Source organism: Halorientalis salina, from assembly GCF_005049285.1.
In the GTDB taxonomy this organism is placed as follows: domain Archaea; phylum Halobacteriota; class Halobacteria; order Halobacteriales; family Haloarculaceae; genus Halorientalis; species Halorientalis salina.
Genome location: NZ_SOSC01000004.1, coordinates 93,608 through 106,323 on the forward strand (window position 1 = coordinate 93,608; position 12,716 = coordinate 106,323).

Below are 12,716 nucleotides of genomic sequence, written 5' to 3' on the forward strand. Positions count from 1 at the left end.
AGACGGATGTGTCTTGCAGGTTCGGCCTACAGGTCGACGGTCTCCAGGTCGGCTTCCAGGTCGGCGACGTGGTCGTTGTACGCCTCGACGAACCCCCGGAATGCCGGGACGTGTTCGCGGATGTCGGGCGCGGCGGGCGGTTCGTACTGCGAGAGGAGGTAGATGCCGCCCTCGCCGCCGACCCGGAGGTAGGACGCGCCCTCGTCGTTCCACTTCAGTTCCCAGCGGGTCCCGTCGACGCGGGCGGTGAAGGTGCCGTAGTCCCCGCCCTCGAACCGATGGAGGGCGCGGGCGATCGAGTTACAGACCTCCCGGACCCGGCCGACGATGCGGTCGCGCTCGGCGACGACGCCGTCGATCGGTTCGAGTCGCGGGAACTCGGTTCCCACGTCGTCGAAGACGCCGGAAAGCGAGTCGACGTGGTCGTTGTACGCGGCGACGAACGCCTCGTAGTCCCGCAGCGCGGTCGCCAGCGCCTCGGGTTCGGGCGGCTGTTTCGTCGAGACGACGTAGATGTCGCTCCCGGATTTCGGGGCGAAACGCAGATACTCCAGGTCCCCGGCCTCGTATTTGACCGTCCAGGACCCGCGGTCGGTGTCGAAACTCCGCTGGCCGTAGTCGCCGCCCTGCAGTTTCGCCAGCGCGTAGGCGATGCGTCCGGCGTGGTCCTGGACTGCCGCCAGCACCTCGTCGCGGCGGTCGGCGACCGCGTCGGGGTCTTCGAGGTCGGGCCAGTCTGTCATCACCGACGGGAGGCCGTCGCGCGGCATAACGGCTGTGTTCCGGTGGCGTCGCTGCGAGGTGGCGCCCCGCCTGCGATCGAGCGCCGCTCCGACTGCTGTCCAGACGGATATCCAACCGCGAAACACGACATCGATCAGAGGCGGAATAAAAGTAATATATCTGGTTGTTCTACAGAATCATACTTTTCCTAATAAATCTTGACTTGTCGCATCCGATTTCAGCTGGCCGACCGTTTGATACAGAAATACGTCGAAATCAGGCCGGAAAGGCAAATATAACGTTGGTCCAATCGATCTACTCGAACTCCTGTCTTTTGCATCTCCGACCCTGGGAGAATAAGGTAAATATTCCTACTATAGTGGAATACCTGTCTATATCTGGAATTCAATTGAATATATTGCATATATATGCTGAATAAACTTAAATACTAAAGATTAAAAGCAAGACTATAGGATATAATACATATGATAAATAGGATAGACAGAATACTGGTAATATTCGATAGTGCACCTGGTGCCCGGGGTGGCCGATGCGACCGGCCGACCGGCCGGACGCGCTCGATGCGTACTCGGCCATCACCAGTGCTCGACCCTCTGGAACGCCAGTGGAATAACAGAAATAACGCTGTTATCCTGCTCGTCACGTGAGCGAGATCTCCAGTTCGAACTCGTTGGCGGTGGCGAGGATGGTCTCGGGGAGTTCCGTCTCGAACCACTCTCCGGTCATCCGGTTCGCGGGGCTGGCCACGCTGAACGCGCCGAGGACCCGCCCGTCGGGGCCGCTGACGGGGACGCCGACGGCCTTCACGCCGTCGAGTTGTTCCTCGTGGTTGTACGCGTACCCTCGCTCGTCGACGGCGGCCAGTTCCTCGCGCAGGGCCTCCCGGTCGGTGATCGTGTTGTCGGTTTCGGCCGTGAGTCCGAACTCGTCGACGATCGCCTCGACGCGGGCCTCTGGGAGCTGTGAGAGGATCGATTTCCCGGCGGCGGTGGCGTAGAGCGGGAAGCGCTTGCCGACCGTCGAGTACGTCCAGACGGCGTGTTCGCCTGAGAACGTGTACATGTACACGCCCCGGCCGTGTTCTTCCACCGTGAAGACGGCGCGAGAGTCGGTCTCGGCCGCCAGTTGCTCCGTATAGGACTCCGCGATAGGATAGGGTTCCTTCCGGGTGCGGACGTGTTCGCCCAGTTCGAGAAACGAGAGGCCCAGATGATAGATGTCGCCCTCTTTGGTCAGATATCCCGCCGCCATGAGCGTCGCCAGGTGGCTGTGGACCGTGCTCGCAGCGACGTCCAGTTCGTTTGCGAGCTCCGTCACCCTCGCCCCGCCGCGCTCTTTGAGCAACTCGATGATCTCGAAGGTGGTCTGGGTCGTCGAGAGCGTGCGCGGCGCTTCCTTCTTTGTCATGGCATGACTTTGCGTACCACCCATATAAATAATTCGCGATGTCCGAATCCACGCCGGTTCGTGTGCTGGTCAGTCACACTCCGATTAAGATGGGGTCTGGGTTGTCCCTCCAGCAAGTATATAAGATTCGTCTCTGGCGAATATCAGTCGGTTTGGGCCGGGTTCTCGACGAGAATCCGGCCGGGTCCTGTGGCGCTCTGGCGTTGCTCACGATGGCCTGCTCCCGAGACGGCCGAATTCGGGGGTCTGTTCGGGGACAACTCGGACCGTAGTAAACAACTTGGCCGCTCCCGTTCGGACATGCCGAATGGAATAAACGGCAGAAAACAGAGCCCACGTTTCTAACCCTCGGCCGAACGCTGGATTTTCGTGGCGGAGTGGCCGAATCCTGCCGGTAGGGCGTCTGGGGGACAGTCGTCGGTCCCACTGCTGTCGAAACGCCGATTCGGTATGTGTGAAAGAACGTGATATAGCCAGTAACGGCCCAAACGCACGGAATCGGTGCGTCCCTCGTGGTGTGGCGTCGGTCGCGTCGATCAGAGACCGAGCATCTCACGCGTCTCGGCGGGGGAGGCGACCGGACGGTCGAGTTCGTCGGCGATGCGCGCGGCTCGGCGGACCAGTTGTGCGTTGCTCTCGGCGAGCTCGCCCTTGCGGTAGTAGACGTTGTCTTCCATCCCGACGCGGACGTGGCCGCCCATGGCCATCGCCATCGTCGTCATCGGGAGCTGGTGTTTGCCGACGGCGAGACACTGCCACTCGACCGGATCGGGGAGGTTCTCGACGAACGTGAGGAGGTTCCCCGGACTGGCCGGCATGCCGTTTTGCATCCCGAAGATCACGGTCGCCCAGTATGGTATTTCGAGCAGGCCTTCCTCGATGAGGTGTTCGGCCTCGGGGATGTGTCCCGGGTTGAACAGTTCGAGTTCGGGTTTCACGCCGGCCGCTCGCATCCGTTCGGCGTACTCCTCGTTCTGTTCGCGGGTGTTCACTGCGGTGCGCGTCTGGCCGAAGTTGATGGGGCCGAGATCGACGGTCGCCATCTCCGGGCGCGGATCCGTCTCGAGAATCGGCGCGATGCGCTCCTCGCGCGAGAAGATGCCCCCGCCGCCGGTCGTGAAGTTGACGACGATGTCCTCACACTGCCGGTCGATCTCGTCACGCAGTTCCTGATAGCGGGCGACGGATTTGGTGTTCTCACCGTCGTCGTCTCTCGCGTGGAGATGGACGATCGACGCGCCGGCCTCCTCACACGCCCGGATGTCCTCGGCGACCTCCTCGGGCTGTGTCGGGAGGTTCGGGTTCGCTTCCTTCCCCTGGTGTCCGCCGGTGGTTGCGACACTGATGATCACCTTCTTCGAGAAGTAGTCCTCGTAGCCACTGTATGCCATACGCCTGCAGAATACGCGGACTGGTATTTAAACGTTCGTGTGGCTCTCCCGAGCGACCACCGCGTCCGGCCGGCGGGCCCACTCACTAGATTTAAGGTGTTGAACATGAGTCCTGCATACGTGACTCACGATAGCACTGCGATCGTTACCGGTGGTGGTCGCGGTATCGGGCAGGCGATCTGTGTCGAACTGGCTGCCGAGGGCTTCGACGTGATCGTCGCCGATATCGACGAGGACGCGATGGACGAGACGGCCGACCTGATCGAAGCCGAAGGGCAGCGGGCCTATCCGGTGTACACGGACCTCGGCGACGAGGACAGCGTCGAGTCGACCGTCGAGGAGGCCGTCTCGGAGTTCGGGTCGATCGAAGCCCTGGTGAACAACGCGGGCATCGCCGGTCCGACTGCTCCCTGCGAGGAGGTCGAATCCGACGAGTGGGCACAGACCGTGGCGGTCAACCTGACCGGCCCGTTCACGATGTGCCGGGCCGTGCTCCCCCACATGAAAACGGCCGGCTACGGGCGAATCGTCAACATCGCGTCGGTCACCGGCAAGCGCCCGCTCGTCAACCGGACGCCCTACGCGACGACGAAGATGGGGCTGATCGGCTTCACCCGGACGCTCGCCGCCGAGGTCGGTGCCGACGACGTCAACGTCAACGCGGTCTGTCCGGGATCGGTCGACGGCCCGCGGATCAAGCGCGTCTTCGAGAAACAGGCGGAGGCGACGGGCCGAACGTACGACGCGGTCCGGGGCGACGTCGAGGCCGAGAGCCCGCGGAACGAACTCGTCGCCCGGGAGGACGTCGCGGATCTGGTCGCGTTCCTCTGTTCGGACCGCGCGGACCGGATCACCGGCCAGGACATCAACGTCTCGGCCGGCAAAGTCATGTACTGAGTCTCTCCTCGTCGGCCAGAGCCAACGACCCGCGGCGGGCGAACCGCGCTTTTCCCGCCGCCAGACCAGCAGGATTCGCATCTGAGAACGTGTGACTGTGTAGTTCATCACAAACTATATATACGGTTTCCACAGAACGGTAGAAGTGCATTCGCATGGCAAGGAATACCAGTAACCAGTCGAGACGGCGGTTTATGAAGCAGACGGCCGGTGCAGGCACGCTCGCGGGCCTGGCCGGCGTCGCAGGCTGTCTCCAGGGTGAGGCAAGTGGGAACAGCACGTCGATGGGGTCGATCGCGAACCTCCAGAACTCCTACTGGCTCTCCTGGGAGAAAGGCTATTTGGAGGCCGCAGAGGCACTGGGGTACGACACGAGCGTCCAGACGAACGACGGGAACGTCACGACCCAACAGGAACAGTTCGACACTGCAATCGCGAACAATACGGACACGATCGTCGGCCAGACGTACACCAACGCGGCGTCGATTTCGCTGGCCGAAACCTGTGTGTCCGCTGGCGTCCCGACGATTCTGGCGGTGACCCTCGCGGACTGGTACACGCCACAGGACGCGGGTGACGAGTACGTGCAGTTTTTCGCCCCCCACTTCGTCAATCACGCCTACACGGCGGCGAAGATCCTCTTCGAGTCGATGGGCGGCGAGGGCGGCTTCGTCCACATCGAGGGGAACCGGGGGACCGCACCCAACATCGGGCGGAACAAGGGTGTCGACCTGGCGATGGAGGAGTACCCGGACATCGAGATGCTCGGGGACCGCATCCAGGGCAACTACATCCGCTCGGACTCCCGCGACGCGATGGCGGACAAGGTCTCGCAGTACGGTGACGACATCGAGGGGTATTTCGGCCAGAACGACGCCGTCGCCATCGGCGGGCAGACCGTGCTCGAGGAGAACGGCATCGACGTGCCGATCGTCGGGATCGACGCGGGCGAACCCGGCCTCGCGCGGATCGAGGAAGGGACGCTCACCGCCTCCGTCTCCGGGATGGGGCCGTGGCAGGCCGGCTGGTCGCTCGTGAAGTGTCACGACTTCCTCAACGGGCACGAACTGCAGCCCGCGGAACGGATGATGGCGTTCAACGCACCGGTCTGTGTGAAAGACCCCGAGGAGTGGACCGACGTCATCGACACGCTCCCGGTCGTCGACGCCGCCGAGTACAACGAACTGATCTTCGAGGACGAGACGCCCTACGACTGGGAGAAGATGTCCGTCGCCGAATCCGGCGAGGACGCCTGGGACCCACAGATCGACCTCCAGCCGATGAGTCTGGACGACCTCAAAGAGGTCCTCGACTGGAAGGAAGCGGACAGACCCGACGGCTACTCGATGGCAGACGCCTACACGGACGACGCTGCCCAGCAGGAGATCTCCCAGCTGTATACGGACCGCTTCAACAACAACCCGCTGAAGCAATAAGGAACAGATGCACGAATGTCCAAGACAGATAACTCGGCCGTCGACGCGGATGAAGAAATGAAGGAGGGTACCGCCTCGGCAGCGGCGGGAGAGACGAGTCTCCGCGTCGACGGCATCTCGAAATCGTTCCGTCACGTCCAGGCGCTCTCGAACGTATCGCTCGATATCAACCGAGGTGAGGTCGTCGGACTGGTCGGTGAGAACGGGGCCGGCAAGAGCACGCTGTTGAACATCCTCACCGGCGTTCTCGACGCGGACGAGGGGCAGTTATCCGTCGACGGCGAACCCGTCGAGTTCGACAGTCCACGGGAAGCAGCCGACTACGGTGTCTCGCTCGTCCGGCAGGAACAGGACGTCATCACGAACTTCCGCGGCTACGAGAACCTCTATCTCGGTCGCGAAGAGCAACGCCTGGGCGTCCTCAGCCGCGACGAGATGCGCGAGGACGCCCAGGCGTTCGTCGACGACCTCGGGATCGACCTGGACGTCGACGCGTTCGTCTCGGAGTACTCGTTCAACGAGCGCCAGATGCTCGAGATCGCCAAGTCGTTCCACGTCTCGCAGAAATCGGATAATCCGGTCATCCTGCTGGACGAACCGACGGCCGCACTCGAGGAAGCGGGCCGGGAACTCCTGTTCGACCTGATCGACGACCTCCGTGACCGGGCGACCTTCGTGTTCGTCTCACACGAACTCGACGAGGTACTGCAGGTGTCGGACCGCATCTACGTGCTCAAGGACGGCGAACTGGTCGACGAGACCACGGCAGCGGCGGCGACGACCGACAGCCTCCAGCAGAGCATGGTCGGTCGTGAAGCCGCGGACGAGTACTACCGCGTTCCACAGCAACGGGCGGCGGCGGACCTCGGACCGGAGACGTTCGGCGTTTCCGACCTGGAGACCGACGACCTCGGGCCACTCTCGTTTTCGCTCCGTGAGGGCGAGATATTCGGCATCGTCGGCGTCGAGGGCTCGGGGAAAGAACGGCTCGGTCGTGTTCTGGCCGGCGACGTCCCGAAGACTGGCGGTACCGTCACTGTCAATGGCGACGCGGTCGGCGATACCTCGGTCGCGAAGATGGTCGATGCGGGTGTCGGGTACATCCCCAAAGACCGGAAATCGGAGGGACTCCTCCTCTACCAGTCGGTGCTGGTGAACACCTCACTGGCGATGGTCCGGACGATGAACGGCAGGCTCCCGTTGCTCGACCTCGACAGAGAGGAACAGGCGACCGCCGACGCCATCGAGGAACTCAACATCAAGACGCCCGGACCGGACGCGCTGGTCCACGGGCTGAGCGGCGGGAACCAGCAGAAGGTCGTCATCGCCCGCTGGCTCGCACAGGACACGCCGATTCTCGTGATGGACAACGTGACACGCGGTATCGACGTCGGGGCCAAAGAAGAAGTGTACCGACTCTGTCGCGAACTGACCGATCGGGGCGTCTCGATCGTGTTCATCGGCGACGAACTCCCGGAAGTCATCGGCATGTCGAACCGCATCGCCGTGATGGCCGAGGGTGAGTTCGCCGGGGAGCCGTTCGACGCCGCAGCCGGAAACAAACCAACCGAAGAGGATCTGATTCAGGAGATGATTTAAATGAGTTCGACGAACCCCAACGCGATTCAGGAGTGGCTCTCCAAACAGCGCGAGCAACGCACGATGCACGACTGGATAACGGACGTCGGTCCGTTCGCCATGCTGTTTTTCCTGTCGTTGCTGTTCGCCGTGGGTACACGTGAGTTTCTGACGTACAACAATCTGATCAACAACGTCGCGAAAAACAGCGCGTTCCTGCTGTTGGTCGCGCTGGCTGGCACCTTCCCGATCCTCCAGCAGAGCATCGACCTCTCGGTCGAGTCCATCGTCACGCTGACCGGCGTGCTGACGGTGGTCCTGATCGGCGAGTACCAGATGGGGCTGCTCGCCATCCCGATCGCCATCGGCTTCGGGATGCTCGCTGGACTCGTCAACGGCATCGTCTTCACGAAGCTGAAGGTGCCGTCCTTCCTCGTGACGCTCGGGACGCTCTCGATACTGATGGGATTCGCGCTCATCGTCACCGGCGGGTCGACGATCACCTTCCGCAATCAGGCCATCCGCGGCATCGCCACCGGGACGTGGATTCCCGGCGTCCCGAACCTGGTGATGTGGGGCCTGCTCATCTACGGTGGGACGGTGTTCCTGGCCTGGCGGACGAAGTTCGGCCGCTACTGTTTCGCCCTCGGCGAGAACGAACGCGTCGTCGAACTCGCGGGTGCGAAGGTCGACCGCTACAAGATCTACCCGTTCGTCCTCTCGGGGCTGCTCTGTGGGACCGCGGGCGTCCTGCTGACGCTGCGCATCTCCTCGGCGTCGCCGAACATCGCCGGCGGGCTGTTGTTGCCCAGTATTGCGGCCATCGTCATGGGCGGGACGGCACTGACCGGCGGCGTGGGCGGTCCACACCGGACCATCCTCGGCGTGCTGGTCATCGCCGTCCTCCAGAACGGCATGAACCTGCTGTCGATCAACCCGTTCGTCCAGGAGATCATCCTCGGCGTCGTGGTCGTCAGCGCCGTCGCGATGTCGATCGACCGCGAGAAGATCGACGTGGTAAAGTAACGGTATTCCACGCTGTCGGCGAATTTTTGCGCTGTCTCACGCGGAAGCGACCCTTCAGTCTCGACCAGCGGTCTCTTTTGAGTCGCTCTCCATCGCAGAAAACAGTGCCACCGTGAACTCGAGTCAGTCAGCCGAGACCGGGCTCTCGCCGGCAGGGTTGTCCGGCACCGTTCCATCCGCGTTCCAGTCGCGCAGTTCGTAGTACTCGTCGAGTGCGGACTCGAACTCCGGCAGGTCGTAGGGCAACTCGTCGTCGTCGCGGTCGACGCCGCGCTGGTTGTTGAAGTGCCGTTCGAGTTCGACGACGCGCGCACCGATGTCCAGGAGGTCGTCGTAGTCCTCGCCGAAGATGGTCTCGAAGCGCTCGGGCGTCATGAAGGAAAAGGCGAACCGGCAGACGATACCACAGTCCTCCATCGCACGGGCGTTCTCCTGTTCCACGACCATCTCGGGCTTGCCCTCCAAGGTGCCCTTGGGGAGCGCCTCGTCGTCGGAAACCAGCGGGTACTCGAAGTGGTACATGGTGGTGAACATGTGGTCTGCGCCACGGGTAGCTACAGCATACGAGAGCCCCTGCCCGTTGAGCGTGCGACCGTCGTGGGCCGCGAAGGACAGGCCCTTGACCGTCCAGTTTTCGACGTCGAGGTCCTCGTGGAAGCGGGCGATCCCCTCCGCGAGCAGGTCGCCCTCGTCCTCGCGGTTGGCGATCTTCTCGACCGTCTCGTGGACCAGTTCGGTGTTACCGAACTCCCCCTCGCTCTGGAGGTACGCCGCGACGACGTTGCCACAGGAGATGGTGTCCATCCCGTAGCGGTCACAGAGCTCGTTCGACTGCATCACGTCGACCACGTCGTCGACGTCGCAGTTCGAGCCGAAGGCCATCACCGTCTCGTACTCCGGGCCTTCGGTCTCGACCCCGCGTTCCTCGTCTTTCGTCGGCAGTTTGCAGGCGAAGGCACACGACGAGCAGGTCCCTTTCTTGTACTTCTTGTCGCCGACGGCCTCGCCGTTGATGCCCTCGACGCCCTCGAAGGACAGTTCCGAGAAGTATCGCGTCGGGAGGGCCCCGACCTCGTTGGCGAGGTCGGTGACGTTGGTCGTCCCCTGCTCTTTCATCAGACTGTCGCTGGTGGCCGCCTCACGGTGGATGTCCATCCCTATCGGGTCGATGTCTACGTCCCTGCGGGAGTCTCCTTCGAAGGTAATCGCCTTGACGTTCTTGGAACCCAGCACTGCACCGAGGCCGCCGCGGCCGAACGCACGGCTCTCGGTGGTCATGATCGAGGCAAAGCGAACGAGGTTCTCGCCGGCCGGGCCGATACAGGCCGTGTGTTCCTTGCTCAGGTCGTGTTCGTCGGCCATGTACTCCGTGACCTCCGGCACTGTGGCCCCGTCGAGGTCGGGTACCGCCTCGAACTCGACACCCTCGTCCGTGACGTGAATGGCGAGCAACTCGTCGCTCTCGCCGGTGATCTCGACGGCACCGTAGCCGGTGTCGGCCAGGTTCCGCGAGATGAACCCGCCGGCGTTCGACGACAGGAGGCCGCCCGTCAGCGGCGAGACGCCGGTGCAGTTGGTGCGACCGGTGAAACTCATGTTCGAGGTCTGCATCGGCCCGGTGGTGAAAAACAGGCTGTTCTCCTCGCTCAGCGGGTCGGCGTCGAACGGAATCCGGTCGTGGGCGAGCCGGGTCGCGACGCCGCGGCCGCCGATGAACGATTCCAGGACGTCGTCGACGGTCGTGGTCTCCGTGTCGCGGTCACCCACGTCTACGGTCAGCAGTGGACCCTCTACGTGTAGCATGTGACTGAGAATCACGCGCTGTCCAATTAAACATTCCCACTGGCCGGATGGGGCCGAAAAGAGCCGGTAGTTCGCCGTCTACGCCGTGAAGCCGCCGTCCATCACGAGGTTGTGGCCCGTGACGAACGAGGACTGGTCGCTGGCCAGAAACAGCGCGGCGTCGGCGACTTCTTCGGGCTGGCCGGCCCGCCCGAGCGGCGTCTGATCGAGGATGCCGCCCGCGGTGTCGCCGTCCTCCATGGTCATCGCCGTCTCGATGAACCCGGGGTTGAGCGCGTTGACGCGGATGTCGTTCTCGCCGTGTTCGACGGCCAACTCACGGGTGAGGTTCGTCACGCCGCCCTTCGAGGTGCAGTACAGCGAGGAGTCGTCCAGGCCACGGATGCCGCCGATGGAGGACATGTTGATGATCACCGACTCGCCGTCCTGGTCGACCATCTGCTGGATGGCGGCCTGACTGCCGAAGTAGACGCCCTTGAGGTTGATGTCCATCAGCCAGTCGTAATCCTCCTCGTCGGCCTCCTCGATGGGAAGTTGGCGTTCGACCCCGGCGTTGTTGACCATGACGTCGAGCGAGCCGTAGGCGTCGACGGTCGCCGCCACTGCGGCCTGCAGGTCCTCGATGGAACTGACGTCACACTCGACGAACTGTGCCTCGCCGCCGGCGTCAGTGATGCGGTAGTGTGTCGGCTCGCCGCCCATCCGGGGGTCGTCGCGGATGTCCGCGACGGTGATACTGGCACCTTCCTCCGCGAACCGGCGCGCGATCGCGCGACCGTTGCCCGAAGACGCTCCTGTCACTAGCGCAGCCTTGCCGCTCAACTTGCCTGCCATGCTACCCTGTGGTAACTTTCCGCACATAAGTGTTCCCGCTTTCGCCCTAGTGGCCCCCAGATGCGGTCTCAGCGCCGCCCGATGTTCGCACAGACGTTCTTGACCTGCGTGTAGTTGTCGATGGCCTGGACGCCGTTCTCCCGGCCGATGCCACTCGCCTTGTAGCCGCCGAACGGCGTCTCGTTCCCGCCAGCGAAGAACTCGTTGACGTAGATCTGGCCGGCGTCGACCTCGCGGGCGAAGCGGTGGGCGCGCCCGACGTTCTCCGTGTAGACGCCAGCGACGAGGCCGTAGTCGGTCGCGTTGGCCAGCTCGATGGCCTCGTCCTCGTCTGCGAACGGGGTGACCGTCAGCACCGGGCCGAAGATCTCCTCCTGGGCGATGCGGGTGTCCATGGGCACCTCGTCGAAGACCGTCGGTTCGACGAAGTAGCCGTCCCGCTCCAGGACGCTGCCGCCGGTCGCTGGCTCGCCGACCTCCGCTCGCCCGATCTCGATGTACTTCTGGACTTTCTCCAGATGGGACTCGGAGACGAGTGGGCCCATGTCCGCGTCGTCGATGCCTGGGCCGACGTCGAGGGCCGCCACACGCTCGAGGAGGTCGGCGACGAACTCCTCGTGGATCTCCTCGTGGACGAGCAGCCGTGACCCGGCCGAACAGACCTGCCCGGCGTTGGTGAAGATCGCGGTCATCGTGCCGTCGAGGGCAGCTTCCCAGTCGGTGTCCGGGAACACGACGTTCGGGCTCTTCCCGCCGAGTTCGAGGTGTGTCTCGGTGACGTTCTCGATGGCACTTTTCGCGACTGCCGTCCCGGTCGGGCCTGACCCGGTGAACGTGAGGCCGTCAACCTCCGGATGGTCGGTGATCGCGGCACCTGCCTCGTGGCCGTAGCCGGGGACGACGTTGAGCAGCCCCTCGGGCAGCCCGGCCTCGGTCGCGAGCCTGGCGAGTTCGAGTGCGCCCAGTGGCGTCTCCTCGGCGGGTTTGACGACGGCAGCGTTGCCGGCTGCGAGTGCCGGTGCGACGCTTCGTGCGAAGAGATAGATCGGTACGTTCCACGGGACGATGTGTGCGGTGACGCCCAGTGGCTCCCTGATGGTATAGTCGACGTACTCCTCGCCGAGCGGGATGGACTCGCCCTGAATCTTGTCGGCGACGCCGGCGTAGTACTCGAAGTGGCGGGCAGCACGTTCGACCTGCTCGGCGGCTTCGGCGAGTGGCTTGCCGTTTTCGAGGGTCTCGATCCGGGCGAGCCGATCCGACTCGTCGCGGATGGCGGCTGCGATGGCAGTGAGAACTCGGGTCCGTTCCTTCGGCGGGCGGCGGTGCCACGGCTCGAAGGCGTCGCGAGCGGTCTCGACGGCGTCGTCGACGTCGTCGGCCGCCCCCATCGCTACCTCGGTGAGCGGGTCTTCGGTCGCAGGGTCGACGACTGCCAGCCGGTCGCCGGTTCCGGCCGGTCGCTCCGTCCCGTCGATCCACAGGTCGTACTGGTCGCTGATCGTCGCGAGCGCTTCGTTCGGCATTGACAACTGTATCGAATTTCTGCCCATGCAAATAGATTGTGCGTTATCTGATCTCCCGGTGCTGTTTGAACAGA

General features: G+C 63.5%; 10 protein-coding genes. 4 read left to right on the plus strand and 6 right to left on the minus strand.

Annotated elements, in window-relative coordinates:
- Window positions 1-26: 26 nt before the first annotated feature.
- From E2481_RS09790 to E2481_RS09800, 3 genes are all read right to left on the minus strand, one after another.
- Window positions 27-743, minus strand: coding sequence for a hypothetical protein (locus E2481_RS09790; RefSeq protein WP_136716959.1), 717 nt, complete (start codon window positions 741-743; stop codon window positions 27-29).
- Window positions 744-1,383: 640 nt separating this feature from the next.
- Window positions 1,384-2,151 carry an IclR family transcriptional regulator gene (locus E2481_RS09795; RefSeq protein WP_136716960.1) on the minus strand — a complete coding sequence of 256 codons (768 nt, stop codon included), beginning with the start codon at window positions 2,149-2,151 and terminating at the stop codon, window positions 1,384-1,386.
- Window positions 2,152-2,687: 536 nt separating this feature from the next.
- Window positions 2,688-3,542: a BKACE family enzyme gene (locus E2481_RS09800; RefSeq protein WP_136716961.1), complete on the minus strand. Its 855-nt coding sequence runs from the start codon at window positions 3,540-3,542 to the stop codon at window positions 2,688-2,690.
- 120 nt (window positions 3,543-3,662) lie between these two features.
- Between E2481_RS09800 and E2481_RS09805 the strand changes: the two genes are divergently transcribed.
- The 4 genes from E2481_RS09805 to E2481_RS09820 all read left to right on the plus strand — a co-directional run bounded on the left by E2481_RS09805 (window position 3,663) and on the right by E2481_RS09820 (window position 8,479).
- Window positions 3,663-4,439 (plus strand): SDR family NAD(P)-dependent oxidoreductase, encoded by a 777-nt coding sequence (locus E2481_RS09805; protein ID WP_250137780.1) that lies wholly within the window; start codon window positions 3,663-3,665, stop codon window positions 4,437-4,439.
- 155 nt (window positions 4,440-4,594) lie between these two features.
- Window positions 4,595-5,875: a substrate-binding domain-containing protein gene (locus E2481_RS09810; RefSeq protein WP_136716962.1), complete on the plus strand. Its 1,281-nt coding sequence runs from the start codon at window positions 4,595-4,597 to the stop codon at window positions 5,873-5,875.
- A 57-nt stretch (window positions 5,876-5,932) separates the two neighbouring features.
- Window positions 5,933-7,474, plus strand: a complete 1,542-nt coding sequence (locus E2481_RS09815) for a sugar ABC transporter ATP-binding protein (RefSeq protein WP_136716963.1) — start codon at window positions 5,933-5,935, stop codon at window positions 7,472-7,474.
- A gap of 99 nt (window positions 7,475-7,573) precedes the next feature.
- Complete coding sequence (locus E2481_RS09820; protein WP_136717152.1) at window positions 7,574-8,479, plus strand: ABC transporter permease; 906 nt, start codon at window positions 7,574-7,576, stop codon at window positions 8,477-8,479.
- A gap of 123 nt (window positions 8,480-8,602) precedes the next feature.
- Here E2481_RS09820 and E2481_RS09825 read toward each other — a convergent pair whose 3' ends face one another.
- The 3 genes from E2481_RS09825 to E2481_RS09835 form a co-directional block, all read right to left on the minus strand.
- Window positions 8,603-10,282 (minus strand): aldehyde ferredoxin oxidoreductase family protein, encoded by a 1,680-nt coding sequence (locus E2481_RS09825; RefSeq protein WP_136716964.1) that lies wholly within the window; start codon window positions 10,280-10,282, stop codon window positions 8,603-8,605.
- Window positions 10,283-10,360: 78 nt separating this feature from the next.
- The gene (locus tag E2481_RS09830; protein ID WP_136716965.1) at window positions 10,361-11,116 is read right to left on the minus strand and encodes an SDR family NAD(P)-dependent oxidoreductase; all 756 of its coding nucleotides are present in this window, start codon (window positions 11,114-11,116) and stop codon (window positions 10,361-10,363) included.
- Between the two features lie 68 nt (window positions 11,117-11,184).
- The gene (locus E2481_RS09835) at window positions 11,185-12,642 is read right to left on the minus strand and encodes an aldehyde dehydrogenase family protein (RefSeq protein ID WP_136716966.1); all 1,458 of its coding nucleotides are present in this window, start codon (window positions 12,640-12,642) and stop codon (window positions 11,185-11,187) included.
- Window positions 12,643-12,716: the final 74 nt, after the last annotated feature.

Bases quoted from the DNA above. Each gene is read 5' to 3' on its own strand.
- E2481_RS09790 (WP_136716959.1), bottom strand. From the start codon at position 743: ATGACAGACTGGCCCGACCTCGAAGACCCCGACGCGGTCGCCGACCGC.
- E2481_RS09795 (WP_136716960.1), bottom strand. From the start codon at position 2,151: ATGACAAAGAAGGAAGCGCCGCGCACGCTCTCGACGACCCAGACCACC.
- E2481_RS09800 (WP_136716961.1), bottom strand. From the start codon at position 3,542: ATGGCATACAGTGGCTACGAGGACTACTTCTCGAAGAAGGTGATCATC.
- E2481_RS09810 (WP_136716962.1), top strand. From the start codon at position 4,595: ATGGCAAGGAATACCAGTAACCAGTCGAGACGGCGGTTTATGAAGCAG.
- E2481_RS09815 (WP_136716963.1), top strand. From the start codon at position 5,933: ATGAAGGAGGGTACCGCCTCGGCAGCGGCGGGAGAGACGAGTCTCCGC.
- E2481_RS09820 (WP_136717152.1), top strand. From the start codon at position 7,574: ATGCTGTTTTTCCTGTCGTTGCTGTTCGCCGTGGGTACACGTGAGTTT.
- E2481_RS09825 (WP_136716964.1), bottom strand. From the start codon at position 10,282: ATGCTACACGTAGAGGGTCCACTGCTGACCGTAGACGTGGGTGACCGC.
- E2481_RS09830 (WP_136716965.1), bottom strand. From the start codon at position 11,116: ATGGCAGGCAAGTTGAGCGGCAAGGCTGCGCTAGTGACAGGAGCGTCT.
- E2481_RS09835 (WP_136716966.1), bottom strand. From the start codon at position 12,642: ATGCCGAACGAAGCGCTCGCGACGATCAGCGACCAGTACGACCTGTGG.